At 65.2% G+C, this 18,301-nt stretch carries 19 protein-coding genes; 6 read left to right on the top strand and 13 right to left on the bottom strand.

Annotated elements, in window-relative coordinates; translation table 11 throughout:
* Positions 1-11 precede the first annotated feature (11 nt).
* The 8 genes from B9N43_RS00775 to B9N43_RS00740 are packed head-to-tail and all read right to left on the bottom strand — an operon-like array spanning position 12 to position 7,878.
* The gene (locus tag B9N43_RS00775) at positions 12-1,133 is read right to left on the bottom strand and encodes a deoxyguanosinetriphosphate triphosphohydrolase (RefSeq protein ID WP_145840444.1); all 1,122 of its coding nucleotides are present in this window, start codon (positions 1,131-1,133) and stop codon (positions 12-14) included.
* A complete protein-coding gene (gene aroB / locus B9N43_RS00770) occupies positions 1,126-2,220 on the bottom strand; it encodes a 3-dehydroquinate synthase (protein WP_145840443.1) in 1,095 nt (364 codons plus the stop codon). The genes B9N43_RS00775 and aroB overlap by 8 nt, the downstream gene beginning before the upstream one ends.
* Positions 2,207-2,728, bottom strand: coding sequence for a shikimate kinase (locus B9N43_RS00765; protein WP_145840442.1), 522 nt, complete (start codon positions 2,726-2,728; stop codon positions 2,207-2,209). Before B9N43_RS00765 ends, aroB begins: the two co-directional genes overlap by 14 nt.
* Before the next feature lie 6 nt (positions 2,729-2,734).
* Positions 2,735-4,960 (bottom strand): type IV pilus secretin family protein, encoded by a 2,226-nt coding sequence (gene pilQ, locus B9N43_RS00760; protein ID WP_145840441.1) that lies wholly within the window; start codon positions 4,958-4,960, stop codon positions 2,735-2,737.
* Positions 4,957-5,532 (bottom strand): pilus assembly protein PilP, encoded by a 576-nt coding sequence (locus tag B9N43_RS00755; RefSeq protein ID WP_145840440.1) that lies wholly within the window; start codon positions 5,530-5,532, stop codon positions 4,957-4,959. The genes pilQ and B9N43_RS00755 overlap by 4 nt, the downstream gene beginning before the upstream one ends.
* Complete coding sequence (locus B9N43_RS00750) at positions 5,529-6,218, bottom strand: type 4a pilus biogenesis protein PilO (RefSeq protein WP_145840439.1); 690 nt, start codon at positions 6,216-6,218, stop codon at positions 5,529-5,531. The genes B9N43_RS00755 and B9N43_RS00750 overlap by 4 nt, the downstream gene beginning before the upstream one ends.
* Positions 6,215-6,808, bottom strand: a complete 594-nt coding sequence (locus B9N43_RS00745; protein WP_145840438.1) for a PilN domain-containing protein — start codon at positions 6,806-6,808, stop codon at positions 6,215-6,217. The genes B9N43_RS00750 and B9N43_RS00745 overlap by 4 nt, the downstream gene beginning before the upstream one ends.
* Positions 6,805-7,878 (bottom strand): pilus assembly protein PilM, encoded by a 1,074-nt coding sequence (locus tag B9N43_RS00740; RefSeq protein ID WP_409994729.1) that lies wholly within the window; start codon positions 7,876-7,878, stop codon positions 6,805-6,807. The genes B9N43_RS00745 and B9N43_RS00740 overlap by 4 nt, the downstream gene beginning before the upstream one ends.
* A gap of 283 nt (positions 7,879-8,161) precedes the next feature.
* On the opposite strand from B9N43_RS00740, the gene B9N43_RS00735 reads away from it, so the two are divergent.
* Positions 8,162-10,468 (top strand): penicillin-binding protein 1A, encoded by a 2,307-nt coding sequence (locus tag B9N43_RS00735; protein ID WP_145843383.1) that lies wholly within the window; start codon positions 8,162-8,164, stop codon positions 10,466-10,468.
* Here B9N43_RS00735 and cyaY read toward each other — a convergent pair.
* On the bottom strand, positions 10,465-10,788 hold the full coding sequence (gene cyaY / locus B9N43_RS00730; RefSeq protein ID WP_145840437.1) for an iron donor protein CyaY: 324 nt from the start codon (positions 10,786-10,788) through the stop codon (positions 10,465-10,467). The genes B9N43_RS00735 and cyaY overlap by 4 nt on opposite strands.
* Positions 10,789-10,838: 50 nt before the next feature.
* On the opposite strand from cyaY, the gene lptM reads away from it, so the two are divergent.
* Together lptM and lysA are read left to right on the top strand one after the other, a co-directional pair.
* Positions 10,839-11,030, top strand: a complete 192-nt coding sequence (gene lptM / locus B9N43_RS00725) for an LPS translocon maturation chaperone LptM (protein WP_145840436.1) — start codon at positions 10,839-10,841, stop codon at positions 11,028-11,030.
* Positions 11,027-12,277 (top strand): diaminopimelate decarboxylase, encoded by a 1,251-nt coding sequence (lysA, locus tag B9N43_RS00720; protein ID WP_145840435.1) that lies wholly within the window; start codon positions 11,027-11,029, stop codon positions 12,275-12,277. The genes lptM and lysA overlap by 4 nt, the downstream gene beginning before the upstream one ends.
* Before the next feature lie 41 nt (positions 12,278-12,318).
* Here lysA and B9N43_RS00715 read toward each other — a convergent pair whose 3' ends face one another.
* On the bottom strand, positions 12,319-12,780 hold the full coding sequence (locus B9N43_RS00715; protein WP_145840434.1) for a copper chaperone PCu(A)C: 462 nt from the start codon (positions 12,778-12,780) through the stop codon (positions 12,319-12,321).
* Between the two features lie 140 nt (positions 12,781-12,920).
* Here B9N43_RS00715 and B9N43_RS00710 point away from each other — a divergent pair, with 140 nt between their 5' ends.
* A complete protein-coding gene (locus tag B9N43_RS00710; protein WP_145840433.1) occupies positions 12,921-14,162 on the top strand; it encodes a sensor histidine kinase in 1,242 nt (413 codons plus the stop codon).
* The gene (locus B9N43_RS00705) at positions 14,159-14,695 is read left to right on the top strand and encodes a response regulator transcription factor (protein ID WP_145840432.1); all 537 of its coding nucleotides are present in this window, start codon (positions 14,159-14,161) and stop codon (positions 14,693-14,695) included. Before B9N43_RS00710 ends, B9N43_RS00705 begins: the two co-directional genes overlap by 4 nt.
* A gap of 221 nt (positions 14,696-14,916) precedes the next feature.
* On the opposite strand, the gene B9N43_RS00700 is transcribed toward B9N43_RS00705, so the two are convergent.
* Together B9N43_RS00700 and B9N43_RS00695 are read right to left on the bottom strand one after the other, a co-directional pair.
* Positions 14,917-15,666 (bottom strand): glucose 1-dehydrogenase, encoded by a 750-nt coding sequence (locus B9N43_RS00700; RefSeq protein ID WP_145840431.1) that lies wholly within the window; start codon positions 15,664-15,666, stop codon positions 14,917-14,919.
* A gap of 45 nt (positions 15,667-15,711) precedes the next feature.
* Positions 15,712-16,614, bottom strand: a complete 903-nt coding sequence (locus tag B9N43_RS00695) for a hydroxymethylglutaryl-CoA lyase (RefSeq protein ID WP_145840430.1) — start codon at positions 16,612-16,614, stop codon at positions 15,712-15,714.
* 93 nt (positions 16,615-16,707) lie between these two features.
* Between B9N43_RS00695 and B9N43_RS00690 the strand changes: the two genes are divergently transcribed.
* The gene (locus B9N43_RS00690) at positions 16,708-17,463 is read left to right on the top strand and encodes an enoyl-CoA hydratase/isomerase family protein (protein ID WP_145840429.1); all 756 of its coding nucleotides are present in this window, start codon (positions 16,708-16,710) and stop codon (positions 17,461-17,463) included.
* A 276-nt stretch (positions 17,464-17,739) separates the two neighbouring features.
* Here the strand turns inward: B9N43_RS00690 and B9N43_RS00685 are convergent, their stop codons facing one another.
* Positions 17,740-18,207 carry a four-helix bundle copper-binding protein gene (locus B9N43_RS00685; RefSeq protein ID WP_145840428.1) on the bottom strand — a complete coding sequence of 156 codons (468 nt, stop codon included), beginning with the start codon at positions 18,205-18,207 and terminating at the stop codon, positions 17,740-17,742.
* Positions 18,208-18,301: the final 94 nt, after the last annotated feature.

The following is an 18,301-nucleotide window of genomic DNA, read 5'->3' as shown; positions in this document are numbered from 1 at the left end:
GCAGAATGGGGTCATATTTCCCCCACGGCGAAGAGCCGCCGATGCTCCTTCATGGCATACCTGTCCGTCATTCCGGCGACGTAGTCGGCGATCGCCCGGGCCGGTCCATCTTCAGCCATTTTCTGGTATTGCGGAGGCAGCAAGCGCCGATCGTCCAGGAAAGCGCCAAACAGATCGACAATGATGCGACGTGCCTTGTTGGTCATCCGCAGCACCTGATAATGACGATACAGGGCATCCCGCAGGAAGGCCTTGAGCTGCCGGTTTTCCTCGGCCATGGCGGCGGAAAAACCGACCAGGGGCGGTGCCCGGTGCACGTCCGCCAGCGTGGAAATCCCCGCATCGGCAATGCGCTGCCGGGTTTCCGCCAGCAGGTCGGTCACCTGGGCGCCGATCATGCGCCGGATGGTCTCGTGGATCAGGCGCCGCCCCTGGATTTCGGGGAACGCCGCCCTTGCCGCCGCCACGTGGTGCGCAAATATCCGGATGCCGTCCAGCTGCTCCAGGGAGATCAGGCCGGAACGCAAGCCGTCGTCGAGATCGTGATTGTTGTAGGCGATCTCGTCGGCCAGATTGCAGATCTGGGCCTCGATCGACGGCCGCCGATCCTCGAGGAAGCGGGCGCCCAAATCGCCCAATCGGCGCGCCTTCGCCGGCGCGCAGTGTTTCAGGATGCCCTCGCGGGTCTCGAACATCAGGTTCAAGCCGTCAAAAGCGCCGTAACGTTCCTCCAGGCGATCGACGATGCGCAGCGACTGGAGGTTGTGTTCGAAGCCGCCGTGGTCCGCCATGCATTCGTTCAAGGCATCCTGTCCGGCGTGGCCGAAAGGCGTATGGCCCAGGTCATGGGACAGGGAGACGGCCTCCGCCAGATCGTCGTTCAGGGACAGGGCCCGCGCGATGGTGCGGGCGATCTGGGCCACCTCGATCGAATGGGTCAGGCGCGTGCGGAACAGGTCCCCTTCGTGATTGACGAACACCTGGGTCTTGTACTCCAGGCGGCGAAAGGCGGTCGAATGGACGATGCGGTCCCGATCGCGCTGGAATTCGCTGCGAAAGTCCGGTGCCGGCTCCCGATGCCGGCGCCCGCGGGAAACGCCGTCGGTCACCGCATAGGAGGCCAGATCAGGCATGACAGCAGGCGTCTATCGCGGCACGGATGTCCGCCGGCGGCGCATCCGCCCAGGTCACGGCCGTGCCGATCTCCCTCAGCAGCACCAGGCGCAGTCTGCCGGCCAGCACTTTCTTGTCGTGCCCCATCAAATCCACATAGCGTTCGGCGCCGAGCAAGGGGCCCGCGATGGGCAGCCCGGCCCGCTGCAGCAGGGTTTTCACTCGATCCAGCGCCGCGCCGTCCAGCCAGCCCAGCCGGTGCGACAGTTCCGCCGCCATCACGGTGCCGGCGGCCACGGCCTCGCCGTGCAGCCACTCGCCATAACCCATGCCGGTTTCGATCGCATGGCCGAAGGTATGCCCCAGGTTGAGCAGGGCACGCCCTCCGTCCCTGGCGGTTTCCCGCTCGTCGCCCGCCACCACTTCCGCCTTGTTGCGGCAGGAACGCTCGATGGCGAAGGCCAGGGCCTCGCCCTCCCGCGCCATCAGGCGGTCCATGTTTAGCTCCAGCCACTGGAAAAACGGCTCGTCCCGAATCAGGCCATACTTGATCACCTCGGCCAGCCCGGCGGAAAACTCCCGCGGCGGCAGGGTGGCCAGCGTGTCGGTATCGGCCAGGACCAGGCGCGGCTGCCAGAAGGCGCCGATCATGTTCTTGCCCAGCGGATGATTGATCCCCGTCTTGCCGCCGACCGAGGAATCCACTTGCGACAGCAAGGTCGTCGGCACCTGGATGAACGGGATGCCGCGCTGATAGGTCGCGGCGGCATAACCCGCCAGATCGCCGATCACGCCGCCGCCAAGCGCGATGATGGTGGTGCCGCGGTCGCACCGCTGCTCCAGCAAGGTGTCGTAGATTTTCCCCAGGGTCGTGGCGTTCTTGTGGGCTTCGCCATCCGGCAGGACGATCCGGGTCAGGGCGATCTCCCGAGCGGCCAGCGGAGCGGCAAGACGCTCGAGATAGAGCGGAGCGATCGTCTCGTTGGTGACGATCACCGCCCGTCGGCTGGACAGGTAATCGACGATGGGGGCGGCATCGTCGATCAGTCCGGCGCCGATCAGGATCGAATAGCTGCGCTCGCCGAGCGCTACTTCAAGTTGTCGCATGAGTTGCCAGTGCTTGTTGAATGCGGCGCACCACCTGGATGGCCTGGGTGGCTCCCACTTCGACGATCACGTGCGCCGTTTCCCGGTAGAGCGGATCGCGTTGGGAGTGCAGTGCCTGTAATTTTGCCAGACGATCCTCCACTTGCAACAGTGGACGGCCGCGGTCATGACGGGTGCGCTCGTAGAGCACTTCCGGAGAGGCGCAGAGATAGACGACCACTCCCCGTTCCCGCAAGCGCTGGCGATTTTCCGGCGCCAGGATCGCGCCGCCTCCCGTCGCCAGCACCAGCCCGGACTCGCGGCTGAGAGCGTCGATGACCTCGGACTCCCGCCGCCGAAAGCACGCCTCGCCTTCGATTTCAAAAATCGTGGGAATCGAGACGCCGGTCCGCGCTTCGATCTCGTGGTCGGTGTCGACAAACCTGGCCCGTAGTTTACGGGCCAGGATGCGACCGACCGTGGATTTGCCGGCCCCCATGAGGCCGACCAGGAATATGGACTTCCCCATCGACGCTTATTGCAGGGTCAGCTCTTCCGTGACGATACGGGGCGTGATGAAGATCAGCAGTTCACTCCTGTTGCGCTGCTTCAGGTTCTGCTTGAACAGATGGCCGACCACCGGAAGATCGCCCAGGAGGGGAACCTTGTCCTCGTTGTTGGTCGTGGCGTCCTCGAACACGCCGCCCAGCATCAAGGTGCCGCCATTCTCCACCACCACGTTGGTCTTGATCTCCCGCTTGTTGGTGGTGACGACCCCGCCCGCGTTGGCCGCCGGCTCGCCCTTGTTGACGTTGATCTTCATCGAAATCTTGCCGTCGGGGTTGATGCGGGGCGTCACTTCGAGCTTGGTTGCCGCGTCGATGCAGCTGGTGGTCGGACCGTTGATGCCGCCGCTCAACTGGAAGCAGATGTTCTGGCCGGCGATGATGCTGGCCAGGCGTCCGTCCTGGGTCAGCACTTTTGGACTGGCCACGCCTTTGAGAGCGTTGTCGGTCTCGCTGGCGGTGATTTCCAGATTCAGCAGACGGGTCTGGTTCTTGTTGAACAGGGAGAACATGAGATCACCGGCCTTCGCCCCCAGGTCCGGATCAAAACCGCCGCTCACGTGCACCTGCTGGCCGGGCCCATAGGCAGGCTTGAGGGTGCTGGGCAGCAAAGCACTGAGCGTGTTTTTCCCTCCTTCGGTATTCACAGCGCCGTTGTTGTTCAAGCGCAGGAAGTTCAGTCGGGCACCCAGGGTCCGACTGTAATCGTCCTTGACGCTGACGATCCGCGCTTCGATCATCACCTGGCGGACCGGACGGTCCAGCAGCGCCACCCGCTCCCGGATCCGCTCCAGTTGCGACTTGGTTTCCTCGACGAAGATGGTGTTGGTCACGCCATCATAGGAGATGGCACCGCGACTGGAGATCAGGGAACGGGTCGCGCCGCTGACGGCCGGTGCCTGGCCGCCACCGCCGATCTGGGGCGGCGGCGCATTCCCCGTACCGGGAGGCACCGCCCCACCCTGCGCAGCATTTCCTCCTTGAGCGCTGTCGCTCCCGCCCATCAGGGCCTGGACGATTTCAGCCGCCGGCCGATAGCGCACCCGAATCGACTCCTGTTCGATCCGCTCGACGCTTTCCAGCGCCGCAGCGCGCTCCCGCTCATCCTTGTCGTACTTGGCCAGATCGTCGGCCTTGCCCACGATCACCACGTCGCCGTAGCGGCGGAAGCCCAGGCCGTACATGCGGGAGATCACGTCGATGGCGACGCTGACCGGGGTGTTGTCCATCTTCAGGCTTTGAATCTCGCCGGTCACGCCCGGCATGATCACGAAATTGAACCCGGTGATGTCCTGGAACAGGCCGATCATCTGGCTCACCGGTACCGGTTGGGAGAAGTTGAAGCTCACCACCTTGCCCTGTACCTGGCGGGCAGCGGCCAGATTGTGCGGATCGACCTTGGAGCGGCTCACCTCCAGCACCACCGAGGTATCCACCTGGCGCACGTTGTAGTCCCACTCGCCCCGATTGGTCAGCACGATCTGACTGCCCTTGCCGGCGCGATTGGCAACCAGGGTCGCGACAGGCGTACCGAAGTCGCGCACATCCAGTTTTTTCTCCAGCCGCTCGGGCAGGTTTGCCGAGAGGAAGGTCAACACCAGGCTGGCGCCCCGCTGTTTCACGTCCAGCAAGGCGCCGGGTTCCGTCAGGTCAATTTTGATGATCGCCAGATCAGTACTCGCCGCCTGGAAATCCAGATTGCTGATCATCGGCTCCGCACTGCCCGCGGCCGCCGGGATATCGGTACCGCGCCGCAGAGAACTCGGTGCGACAGCTGCGGCGACCGTGGCGGCCGCCGACTCGTCGGGCAGGCTGATGTACAGTTGGCGGCCCTCGATCCGCTGTTCATAGCGGGCGGGCCGCGTCAGATTGAGCACCAGCCGCGTCCGCAAAACCGCCTGAACCACGTTGATGCTGCGCAGATTGCCGCTCCCCGTCTCCTGGCGCCCCACGCCCGAAGCATTGACGGTATCGGGAAAATCGAAGGCGATCCGCGAAGGATTGGATACGGTGAAGGACGAAGGCACGTTGGGCAATGGGTTGCGCAGGGTCACCTTGACCAGCGACTGTCCCGCCAATTGCGAATACTCCACCCGTTCGATGGCATTCCCCGCGCCCGACTCCGCCGCGATGGCCGAACCTGCCAGAAGAAGCAGAGCTGCAGTCCACAGACGGCGCAATAGATTGAATTTCATTTTTTGTCCCCTTGCGACGGCGCGGTCACATGATTGTCTCGCTCCACCCACATCCCATTTTCCATCACGGTTTCACGGACCAGCACCTCGGCCTCCACGTCATCCTTCGCCGGATGAATGGCCGTGACCCGCCCATTGCCCTGCCCGATGTAGTCGCCGACCCGCACCTGAAACACGGCGTTGCGGTCAGCCGCCATCACCGCGACCAGATCCTTGCCCACGCGCAGCGTTCCCAGCAAGCGGATGGTTTCGAGGGGCACGCGAACCAGCGGGTGCGCGTCAGGATTGATTCGCCGAGCATCTCCACCTTTTCCGCCGGCAAGGCCGGACAAACCGGAATCGGATACCAGTTTCCCGGGCGAGAACGGCGACACCGCATCTCCCGGCGAGTAGGACGGAACCGCCAGCGGCTTTATTTTGGGCAGTTCCGGAATCCTGGCCTTGAGATCCTTCGAGTTCTCCGCCATCCAGGCCCGGATATCCTCGGGCTCTCCCGCACTGCACCCGACCAAGGCCGCCGCGACGAGCGGCCAGGCCAACTGCCAACGCGATGACTTGGCGCCCGGCATCATTTCTTCTTCGCTCCGCCCGGTGTCTTCTGCTTTTTCTTCTGAGCCGCCATTTCCTCGACATCGAGATAGCGATATGTCATCGCCGTCGCATCCATGCCGATCACGTTGGACCTGGGGTCACGGGGTTTGAGCTTGACATTGTTCAGCGTGACGATGCGGGGAAGCCTCGCGATGTCAGCGGAGAAAAACGCCAGATCGTTGTAGCTGCCATTGAGCAGCAGACTGATCGGCATCTCCGCATAAAATTCTTTCCTGGCCTCGGCCCCCGGTTTGAACAATTCCACCTTCAACCCGCGCGTCAAGGCTGCCTGGCTGATGTCGATGATCATGGCGTCCATTTCGGCCTTGTTGGGCAGTTGTTTCAACAACTCACCGAACGAGCGGTCGATCTCGGCCAACTGTTTTTTATATTCCACCAGATTGACCGCCTGCTTCTTTTTGCTCAGCCAGTCTTCCTTGAGGCTCAGCTCCTTCTGCTGCACCGCACTGAGTTCCTCGAGTTGAGAACTCCAGCCGAGAAACCAGGCCAGGCCCAAGAGAACCAGAAAGAATCCGATCAGGATCAACACCTTCGGCGCCATGGGCCAAAGCCCGGGGTCCTTGGTATCAAGCGTCTTGAAGTCCTCGGCAAGCTGCCGAAAATCGATTGTCGGCAAAGCCACCTGGGGCAGGTTCGGCTTTTTCATCGCTTGCCCCCCTTTGCCTTCTTGCCGGCGTCATCCTTCTCAACGGCCGCGCGCTCGATCGCCATCTTCATCTGGAAACCGAATATCTGGCGCCCGTCCTTGGCCGTGATGGCGCGTATCTCCAGAGGCGTGACGCTCTGAAAGAGCGGTGATTCCTCAAGGTTCCGCATCAACGCCGAAACCCGCGCCTCGGAGGCGGACTCCCCCGTCAGATCGACATTCCCGCCCGACTGGGAATAGGTCAGCAACCGGACCCCATCGGGCACCCGCTTCAGCAACTCATCGAAAATGCTCGCGGTCTCGGCCCGGTTGCCCTGCAGGGATTCGATCACCTGCTTGCGCTTGAGCAGTGCGTCGGTCTGTTCCTTGAGAGAGGATATTTCCGCGATTTCCTTCTTCAGCCCCTCGATTTCCCGGACCAGAAAATCGTTCTTGGCCTGCTGACTGCCGATATAGCCATTGATGATCGAAAACCCGACGAACCAGACCACCGCCGCCAGCCCGGCAAGCAGGCCGAGCATGGCGTAGAACTGCTGCCTGCGTGCCTTGCGCTTTTCCTCCCGGTGGGGAAGCAGATTGATCCGTATCATTGATCGAATCTCCGCAACGCGAGGCCGCAAGCCACCATCAGGGCGGGCGCATCCGCATGCAGGCTCCGGGGCCTGACCTTGGACGAGATGGCCATTCCCTGGAAAGGATTCGCGATGAGGGTATTCACCAGGGTCTGCGCCTGAACCACGTCGCTCAGGCCTTCGATCACGGCGCATCCGCCGGCCAGGACGATGTGATCGACCTGGGTGTAGGGGGTGGAGGTGAAGAAAAACTGCATGGCCCGCGCCACTTCCTGCGCGAGATTCTCGGCAAACGGCGTGAGTATCTCCGCCTCATAATTTTCCGGCAGCGACCCGGTCCGTTTGGCGGCCTCCGCTTCTTCCACGCTCATGCCGTAAGCCCGCATGATGCCCTGGGTCAGCAGTCCGCCGCCGAACGCCTGCTCCCGCGAATAGACCGTCTGATCATTGCGCAGCATGGTGACATTCATGACGTTCGCCCCCACATCCACCAAGGCGATCACCTGGTCCTGCCCGCCGCCCGGCAACCGGGACTCGATCAACTCGAAGGCAGCCTGCGCGGCGTAGGACTCGACATCCATCACGACCGGCCTCAGGTCGGCGGCCTCGGCGCAAGCGACCCGATCCTCGACCATCTCCTTGCGCGACGCGGCAAGCAACACCTCGACCTCTTCCGGACCGGAAGGCGCCGGCCCGATGATTTGAAAATCCAGATTGACTTCTTCCAGGGCAAAGGGGATGTATTGATTGGCCTCCGACTCCACCTGGACTTCCATCTCCTGTTCCCGCAACCCCGCCGGCAGGATGATCTTCTTGGAAATCACCGCCGCCGAGGGCAGCGCCATGGCCACGTACCGAGTGTTCGAACCCAGCCGCTTGTATGCGCTACGGATGGTGTCCGCGACGACCTCGATGTTGACGATCTTGCCATCCACCACGGCTTCGCGCGGCAAGGGCTCGATCGCATAACGCTCGACCTGATACCCCCCCTTCTCCCTCTCGACCAGTTCCACCATCTTGACCGAGGACGAACTGACATCCAGACCAATCAGCGGCCGCTTGGCAGGATTGAAGATCGAGAGGTCGATTTTCAAGTATTTTCCCTTTTAAAGCAATAAGTTAAACGCAATACGAATAATTTACATGAAATCCTAACAACAACTATATCGACTGTAAAGCAAATTTTTTTAGTCGACTCAAGACTTTTGGCACACCTCAAGCACACGGAAACAGCCGGCCATGGGCGACAGGGCGGCCGGGGCGCGCCAGATATAATGAGCCGCTTCCCTCCCCCGGATTCGGATTCCTGCCTTGAACACCTCCCCCGCTCTCCGCTGGCTGCTCTACCCACTGCTGGCCTTGTTCGGCCTGATGATCATCGTGGCGGCCCTGATTGGGATCGTCGCCGTCCTGGCCCTGCCCCAGTTGCCCTCGCTGGACGTCCTGACCGACTACCAGCCCAAGATTCCGCTGCGCATCTACTCCGCCGACGGCTACCTGATCGGGGAATTCGGCGAGGAGCGCCGCAACGTGGTGCGTATCCAGGACGTGCCGGCGGTGATGAAACAGGCCATTCTGGCGGCGGAGGACGAACGCTTCTACCAGCATCCGGGCATCGACACCCTGGGCGTGATCCGGGCGGCCTACTCGAACTTCGCCAGCGGCGGCAAGCGCCAGGGGGCATCCACCATCACCATGCAGGTGGCGCGGAACTTCTTCCTGTCCAGCGAGAAGACCCTGACCCGGAAGATCTATGAAGCCCTGCTGGCATTCAAGATCGAGCACAGCCTGACGAAGGACGAGATCTTCCAGCTCTACGTCAACCAGATCTATCTGGGCCAGCGCGCCTATGGCTTCGCCGCCGCCGCCCAGATCTACTTCGGCAAGTCCCTGAAGGACATCAGCACCGCCGAGGCCGCCATGCTGGCGGGTCTGCCCAAGGCGCCGTCCGCCTACAACCCGGTCGCCAATCCCAAGCGCGCCCGGCTGCGCCAACTCTACGTGCTGCGCCGCATGCACGAATTGAAGTTCATCGACAATGCCGGCTTCAAGCAAGCCGAGGACGAAACCCTGCACGTCAAGCGCGACGTCAACGACTTCGGCACGCATGCCGCCTACGTGGCCGAAATGGCGCGGCAGATCGCCTTTGACCGCTATCGCGACGACGTGTACTCCCGCGGGTTCAAGATCGTCACCACCGTGGTCCGGGACGAGCAGGAAGCCGCCTATCTCTCCCTGCGCAAGACCGTCATGGAGTACGACCGCCGCCATGGCTATCGCGGCGCCGAATCCTATGCCGACATGCGCCAGGTCAAATCCGACCAGGACGAGGAACTGGAAGACCTGCTCTCGGACATCGACGACTCCGACCATCTGCAGGCGGCGATCATATTGGAAGCCACGCCGGCCAAAGTCCGGGCCTATGTGCGGGGCGGCGAGATCGCCACCCTCGCCGGCGACGCCCTCAAATTCGCCGCCCGGATGCTGGAAGACAAGGCGCCGGCCAACAAGCGCCTGCGCCGGGGCGCGGTGATCCGGGTGACCAAGGATGACAAGAACCAGTGGCAGATCACCCAGCTGCCCGACGTCGAGGCCGCCTTCGTCGCCGCCAGCCCCATCGACGGCGCCGTCCGCGCCCTGGTGGGCGGCTTCGATTTCAACCGCAACAAGTTCAACCACGTCACCCAGGCCTGGCGCCAGCCCGGTTCCAGTTTCAAGCCCTTCATCTACTCGGCGGCGCTTGAAAAAGGCTATACCCCGGCCTCGGTGATCGCGGATGAGCCCATCGTCATCCCGGCGTCGGAAACCGGCAGCCAGGCCTGGGAACCGAAGAACTACGACGGCAAGTACGAAGGGCCGATGACCTTGCGCACCGCCCTGACCAAATCCAAGAACATGGTGTCGATCCGGCTGCTGCGATCCATCGGCGCCCACTACGCGCAGGAATACGCCACCCGTTTCGGTTTCGACGCCGACAAGCACCCCCCCTACCTCACCATGGCGCTGGGCGCGGGTTCGGTGACGCCGTGGCAGCAACTGGCCGCCTACTCGGTTTTCGCCAACGGCGGCTACCGTGTCCAGCCCTTCGTGGTGAAGCAGATCCTCGACGGCAAGGACAAGGTCCTGGCCCAGTTCGAGCCCTCGGTGGCGGGCAACGAGGAGTTGCGGGCCATCGATCCCCGCAACGCCTACATCATGGACAGCATGATGCACGAGGTCACCCTGCGCGGCACCGCCGCCCGCGCCGCGGTCCAGTTGAAGCGGCGCGACATCGCCGGCAAGACCGGCACCACCAACGACTACGTGGACGCCTGGTTCTGCGGCTATCACCCCACCGTGGTGGGCATCGCCTGGATCGGTTTCGACCAGCCGCGGCGCATGGGCAGCGGCGAGACCGGCGGCAGCGCCGCGCTGCCGATGTGGATCGGCTACATGGCCAAGGCCCTGCAGAACGCACCCGAGAGCTACATGGAAGCGCCGGAGGGCCTCACCACCATCGCGACCACCGACGCCAGCGGCAATATCGTCGGAAGTGAACTGGCCTACAAGGAAAAACGCGTGGCCGAAACAGCGCCCACCGAGGAAAAACCGTCCGTCGTCCCCCAGCAGGCGCCGGCGCCGGTTCAGGAAGTGAAGCCGCGGCTGATCGAAAGGCCGGCGGCCGAGAGGAAAAACTAGGAAATCGCCAAGGCGACCGTCTCGCCGCTCTGCTCGGACAGGCAGCGACAGAGCGTCGCCACCAGTTCGCTGCCGTCGCGGGCGCTCACCCAGCGCCCGGCGACGGGCGCGAAATGGAAACCGCCGGACTTGGCCGCCACCCAGATTTCCCGCGCCGCGCCGTGACGATTGACGATCACCTTGCTGCCGTCGGCGCAGACGATCTCCAGCACGCCCCCGGCCTTGAGTTCATAGTCGAGATCGGCCCCGCAACCATCCAGGGCCTGTTCGATGGCGGCCAACGTTTGATCGGCTAGTGTGTTGAATTCGCTCTCATTCATCGCGTGATATGATCCGACGCCTTTTCTGGGTTAATCGATTCGATTCCATCATGCACCGGTTCCTGATCTGCCTGGTGGCGCTGCTGGCCCCGCTTCTGATCCTTGCGGCCTGCGGCACCAAGGGCCAGCTCTATCTGCCCAAGCCCGCCGCCTCCGCCACACCCGCCGCCGCGGCCAAACCCTCGCAACCGGCGCCGGATCATAACATCGCTCCTGGCCCCGCCCAAGAAAGCGTCCGATGACCACCGGTCCCCAGTTGATCCAGGGCGAACTGCGCCTGGAAGGCGTCCCGTTGCGGGAAATCGCCGCCCGTTTCGGCACGCCCTGCTACGTCTATTCCCGTGCCGCGCTCACCGCCGCCTATGAAGATTACCGCCAGGCCCTGGCGGGGCGCGACGCCCTGATCTGCTACGCGGTCAAGGCCAACGCCAATCTCGCGATCCTCAATCTCTTCGCCCGCCTCGGCGCCGGCTTCGACATCGTCTCCGGCGGGGAACTGCAGCGGGTGATCGCCGCCGGCGGCGATCCGGCCAAGGTCGTCTTCTCCGGCGTCGGCAAGCGCCGCGACGAAATGCGCGCCGCCCTGGAAGCCGGCATCCACTGCTTCAACGTCGAATCCGCCTCGGAGCTCGACCACCTGAATGCGGTGGCCGCCGACCTGGACAAGGTCGCCCCGGTGTCGTTGCGGGTCAACCCGAACGTCGATCCCAAGACCCACCCCTACATTTCCACCGGTCTCAAGACCGCCAAGTTCGGGGTCGCCTTCGAGGACGCCCTGGCGCTCTACCGCCGGGCGGCCAGCCTGCCCCACCTGCGGGTGCGCGGCATCGACTGCCACATCGGCTCCCAGTTGCTGGACCCGGCGCCGGCCGCCGAAGCCGCCGAGAAGATCCTCGGCCTGGTGGATACCCTGGCCGCCGCCGGCATCGCCATCGAACACATCGACCTGGGCGGCGGCAAGGGCATCCGCTATCAGGATGAAGCCGCGCTCTCCGCCGCCGAATACCTCGCGCCCACGCTACAGGCGCTGGCCGGCCGCAAGGAAAAGCTGCTGCTGGAACCGGGCCGCTCCCTGGTCGGCAACGCCGGTCTGCTGCTGACCCGGGTGGAAATCCTCAAACCCGGCAGCGAGAAGAGCTTCGCCGTGGTCGACGCGGCGATGAACGATCTGATGCGCCCGGCCCTCTACGACGCCTGGCACGACATCCGGCCGGTCATGCCCCGCGACGGCGCCCCCCGGCCCTACGAGATCGTCGGCCCGGTCTGCGAGTCCGGCGACTTCCTCGGCCACGAGCGCGCGCTGGCCCTGGCCGAAGGCGATCTGCTGGCGGTGCTGTCCGCCGGCGCCTACGGCATGGCCATGAGTTCCAACTACAACAGCCGGCCGCGCGCCGCCGAAGTCATGGTGGATGGAGAGCGGATGCATCTGATCCGTCAGCGCGAGGACGTCGCCCAGCTCTTCGCCCAGGAGTCGATGCTGCCTCGATAAGGCGGCCTGCCCCAACCCGCCCCGCGGGTTGGGGCGCCGATTCAGTGGTGGTGGTGCCCCGCCGCCGGCATGGCCGGATCGCGCACCTCGGCCTTGATCTCCAGCGTCTCCGGCTTGCCGCCGGCTTCCAGCTTCAGGGTCATGGGCACCGTCTCGCCCTTGACCAGCGGCCGCTTCAGATCCATCAGCATCACGTGATAGCTGCCCGGACCGAGCACCCGGGGCTTGCCGGCTTCCAGTTCCAGGCGGGGCAGCGGACGCATTTTCATCACCCCGCCCTCCAGGCGCATCTCATGGATCTCGGCAATGCCGGCCACCGGGCTGGCCACGCCGACCAGCGCCGCTCCCCCCTTGCTCACCAGGGTCATGAAGGCGCCGGTCGCCTGCTGGCCCTGGACCGTGGGCCGCGCCCAGGCCTCCTTCACCTCGACGTCGGCGGCCCATGCAGCGGATGCGGCAAACGAACAAGCGGCGGTCAGCAGAAAAAATGTCATGCGTTTCATCTCGATCTCCAGAGGCGGGAATGAATGAGGAAAATGAAGAAAGTCTACGAGGCCCGGCGCCAGCGGCCGTTGCGGCAGATTGTCGCAGATTTGCCCATGCCGCTCGGCTAGAATCGATCAACCGATTTTCCTCGACCACGATGGCCGCACCGCTTTCCTCCGACAACCTGCGCCGCCTGACCCTGCTGCGGGTCGCCGCCCTCGCCGCGGCACTGACCTTCACCGGCCTGGCGGTGCCCGTGCTGGGCATCCTGCCCTCGCTGCCGGTGCTGTTCGGCCTGTGCGGCCTGTGGGCGCTGTTCGCCCTGGGCGTCTGGCTGCGGCAGCGGCGCCATGCCGTCGGCGAGCGCGAAGCCTGCATTCACCTGAGCATCGACGGCCTCCTGCTGACGGCCTGGCTGGCCTTCAGCGGCGGTGTCGCCAACCCGCTGACCGCCCTCTATCTGCTGCCGGTGGCCGCCGCCGCCGCCCTCCTGCCGCCCACCTTCGCCTGGGCCATGGCCGGCCTTTCCAGCATTGCCTACGGCCTGCTGTGGCTGGTGGCGATGCCCATCACCGTGGAGGACGCGAACCGGGTGGCGGAACTGCACCTGCTGGGCATGGGCCTGACCTTCGTGCTCTCGGCGTTGCTGATCGTCGGCATCGTCGGCCGCATGGGCGCCGCCCTGCGCGAGCGCGACCGGCGCCTGGCGGCGGCGCGGGAACGGGCGCTGGTGGACGAGCGCATCGTGGCCCTGGGCAGCCTGGCCGCCGGCGCCGCCCATGCCCTGGGCACGCCGCTCAACACCATGACCCTGCTGGCCGAGGAGATCGCCGCCAACGCCCCGGCGGCCGGCACCCTGGGAGAGGATGCCCAGGATTTGCGGCTGCAGGTGGAGCGCTGCCGCGACATCGTCAGCGGCCTCCTGGAGGAGGCCAATGTTTCCAGCGCCCGCAACCGTCCGGAAACCCTGGAAGCCTGGATGACGCGATTGCTGCGTCATTTCCGCCATCGCCGGCCGGAGACCCTGCCGGTCCTGGACATCCCGCCCGAACTGGCGTGCCGCCGCGCCCTGCCCGAACCCACGCTCAGCCAGGCCCTCAACGACCTGCTCAACAACGCCACCGACGCCAGTGCCGACCAGGTGCGGCTGCGACTGGAGCTGCGCGGCGACGAGCTGATCTTCCGGATCCAGGACGGCGGCCCCGGCTTCAGCGCCGAGGCCCTGCGCCATGCCGGACGCACGCCATACAGCGGCAAGACCCATGGCATGGGGCTGGGCCTGTTCCTCACCCGTGCCACCGCCGAACGGCTGGGGGGCCGGCTGGAATTGCGCAACCTGAATCCGGGCGCGGAGGCCTGTCTGCGCCTGCCCTTGTCCACCCTGCTGACGCCGCCATGAATCCGAGACTCCTGCTGGTCGACGACGACCCGACCTTCACCCGCATCGCGGCCCGCGCCCTGGAACGACGCGGCTTCGAAGTCGTCGTCGCCAATGACGCGGCGACGGCCCTGGGCTTGGTGGGCCCGGCCCGGCCCGGCATCGACTATGCGGTGGTGGACCTGGTGATCGGCGCCGATTCCGGCCTGGCCCTGGTCCCCCAGCTCAAGACCGCCCTGCCCGACTTGCGCATCGTGGTGCTGACCGGCTACGCCAGCATCGCCACGGCGGTCGAGGCCATCAAGCTGGGCGCCGACAATTACCTGACCAAACCGGCGGAGGCGGAAGCGATCGTCGCCGCCCTCCACGGCTCCGCGCCCAATCCCGATCTCAACCCCAGCGCCGAGCCGCTCTCGGTGGCGCGGCTGGAATGGGAGCACATCCAGCGGGTATTGGCGGAACACGAAGGCAACATCTCGGCCACCGCGCGGGCGCTGAAAATGCACCGCCGCACCCTGCAGCGCAAGCTGTCGAAGCGGCCGGTGAAGGAATAACACTCGCCCCCCTTTGCCCCCCCTCCGGGGGGTTCGAGTCGGCTCGCTGCGCTCGAAGTTACGGAGAACTCCGTGGCGGCATGATGCCGTTTGCGCCTGGCGGCGCGTGCCGCTTTTCCTTGGGGCGGCCCGGCGGGAAAGCTGCTGTTGGAAAAGTTGCTGTTTCGGGCTGAAAAAAACGGGAGCCGCGGCTCCCGTTTTTCATCCGGCCAGCGACCTCCTCAGCGGCACATGAAGCCGCCGTCCACCGCCAGGGCCTGGCCGGTGACGAAGCTGGACTTGGGCGAGCACAGCCAGATCACCGCATCGGCGATTTCGGAGGCCTGGCCCATGCGGCCGATCGGACACATGGCATCCAGATGGGCCTTCATCGCGGGGTCCTTGGTCAGGGGCATGGTCATCGGCGTCTCGATCACCCCGGGGCAGACCGCGTTGATGCGCACGCCCTGCCTGGCATAGCGCAGCGCGCCGGAACGGGTCATGCCGATCACCGCATGCTTGCTGGCGCAGTATTCGAGGGTACCGGCGCCGGACAGGCCGGCGATGGAGGCGGTATTGACGATGGTGCCGCCGCCGTGGGCCAGCATGTGCTCGATCTGGTACTTGAGGCCGTAGGCCACGCCCATCAGGTTGATGTCGATGACGCGGCGGAAGTCGTCCATATTGATCTCGGGCTTGGAGGTGCTGATCCCGGCGTTGTTGAAGGCGCTGTCGAGGCGGCCGAACTTGGCCACGGTACCCGCCACCAGAGCCGCCACCTCGTTCTCCTGGGTGACGTTGCACAACATGAACTCCGCCGTGCCGCCGGCGGCACGGATCAGGCTCACGGTTTCCTCGCAGCCGGCGGCGTTCACGTCGGCCACCATCACCGATGCCCCCTCCTGGGCGAAAGCGATCGCCGCCGCCCGGCCGATGCCGCCGCCCGCGCCGGTCACCAGCGCGGCCTTGCCTTCGAACAATGAACTGGACACTGCGTTCTCCTCTTGAAATTGATATCGAATGGATTCTTGATCGATCTACCCTTGTTCCCGCCAGGCCAGGGCCAGGGCGGATTGGGCGGGTCGATCGATCTTAGCCGAAATCCAGCGGGCCACCGCGACCAGTTTGTTCATGTTTATGCCGGTCTCGATGCCCAGCCCGCGCATCAGATAGGCCAGATCCTCGGTGGCCACGTTCCCCGTCGCCCCCGGCGCGTAGGGGCAGCCGCCCAGGCCCGCCACCGAACTGTCGAAACGGAACACGCCCATCTCCAGGGAGGCATGGACGTTGGCCAGCGCCATGCCGTAGGTGTCGTGATAATGGCCGATCAAGCGCTCCACGGGCACATGGACGGCGGCGGCCTTGATCGCGGCGCGGATCTGGCGCGGCGTACCGACGCCGATGGTGTCGCCCAGACTGATCTGGTGGCAGCCCATCGCATGGAGTTCCCCCGCCAGCCGGCCGACCCGCGCCGGACTCACCTCGCCCTCGAACGGGCAGCCGGCGATGCAGGAAATGTAGCCCCGCACCGGCATCCCCGCCTCCGCGGCCGCGGCCAGCACCGGCGCGCAGCGCTCCAGCGCCTCGGCGATGGAGCAGTTGGTGTTCTTGCGCGAGAAACTCTCCGAGGCCGCGACGAACACCGCCACCTCGTCGGCGCCGGCGGCCCGTGCGGCCTCGAAGCCCTTCAGGTTGGGCACCAGGGCCGTGTAGCGCAGCCCCGGCCGGCGCGGCACGCCGGCCAGCACCTCGGCGCCGTCGGCCAGTTGCGGCACCCACCTGGGAGAAACGAAGGAAGTGGCCTCGATCGAGGTCAGCCCCGCCGCCGCCAGACGCTCGATCAGCTCGATCTTGAGCGCGGCCGGAATCGGTGTCTTTTCGTTCTGCAGGCCGTCACGCGGGCCCACTTCGTTGATGATCGCCTGCGTCGGATAAACCATGGTCAAGGCTCGTTGCTAGAATCGGGCCGATTTTACGCGGCTCGCCGCGCCCACCGCTGACCCGGGCCGTCCGCCCAATTTCCGGGAGATTTCATGCAAACCGAAGCCGTTCTGACCGTCGCGCACGAAGACGGGATCGCCACCTTCACCCTCAACAAGCCGAAAGCCATGAACGTGGTGGACTTCGACATCACCGAAGCCCTGCGCGACGCCTGCCGCAAGCTGCCCGCGCAGACGCGCGTGGTCGTGCTCAAGGCCAACGGCCCGGCCTTCTCGGGCGGCGGCAACATCCGCTCGATGCAGGAGAACATGGCCGACATCGTGCCTTTCCTGGATCGGCTGATCGATAGCTTCCACGGCGCGATCCAGGCCCTGCGCGGCCTGCCGGTGCCGCTGATCTGCGCCGTGCAGGGCGCCGCCGCCGGCGGCGGCCTGTCCCTGGCGCTGGCCGGCGACCTGGTGGTGGCCGGCGAATCGGCCAAGTTCGTGGTCGCCTACCCGAAGCTGGCGGTTTCCTGCGACGGCGGCCTCAGCTACGCCCTGCAGCGCCGCATCGGCCCGCTGCGGGCGCAGGAACTGATGCTCACCAACGCCGCCCTGGGCGCGCCCCAGGCCCTGAGCCTGGGCCTGGTCACCCAGGTGGTGGCCGACGATCAGGTGGCCGCGGCAGCCGAGACCCTGGCGAAGAAAGTCGCCGCGCTGCCGCCCCAGGCGATCCGCGAGATCAAGGGCCTGTTCAGCGACGAGGAAGCCCTGCACCGCCAGTTGAACCTGGAAAAGGCGGCCTTCCTGCGCTGCGCCGCCAAGGACGACTTCCGCCAGGCGGTGGAGGCTTTCCTCGCACGGTAGACAGGCTCGCCCCCCTTCGCCCCCCTCCGGGGGGTTCTCATTGGCTCGCTGCGCTCGGGTGTTTGGGGGAACGCTGTGGCGGCACCGATAGGTTGCGCCTGGCGCCGCGTGCCGCTTTTCCTTGGGGCGGCCCGGCGGAAAAGCTCTATTTTTACGTTAAGGAAACGTGGAACAAGTCCGTTCGCACTGAGCTTGTCGAAGTGCAAGCCGCGCCAACACTGGGTTTCGACAGGCTCAGCCCGAACGGATAGGGATTTAATCCGCGTTTCCCTGCCTTCAAGCAGCGACCTTGGCGCACTCCTGGTGGCACTCGGCGCAGGCTTGGGCGCAGTCGCGGCAGGCCTGGTGTTCCTTGTGCTTGTTGCACTCGGTCTCGCATTCCTTGCAGACGTCCATCGCCAGTTTGGCCAGGCGCGGCACGTGGGCCGATTTGTAGGTGGCCATCTGCCGCAGGGCGTTGCAGATCGCCAGCAATTGCTCCACCGATTTGGCGCAGGCCGCCAGGCTCTTGTCGCCCTGGGCCAGCAGGTCCAGGCAATGATCGATGCAGGCTTCGCCCAGCATCACGCAATGGGTGGCGGAGTGGGCCAGCGCACGGTAGTCCGCACCGGCGCCATGGTGATGGTGGTCATGGTGATGGTCGTGCATTTCCGGGGCCGAGGCCTGAGTAGCCGCCGTGGCAAGACCCGCGACGGCGGCGAGCGTCAGGGTGCCGCCGCCCTGGAGTAGTTGTCGACGATTCATGGGATTCCCTTGCAAATGATTGTTGGCCCGCCATTCTGCGGCAGAACGCTGAAAATGGCACACTCCGTCCGTCAAAGGCGACGGAAAGCGCCGT

Source organism: Denitratisoma sp. DHT3, from assembly GCF_007833355.1.
Taxonomy (GTDB): Bacteria; Pseudomonadota; Gammaproteobacteria; order Burkholderiales; family Rhodocyclaceae; genus Denitratisoma.
This window is presented reverse-complemented; position numbering and strand designations above follow the sequence as displayed.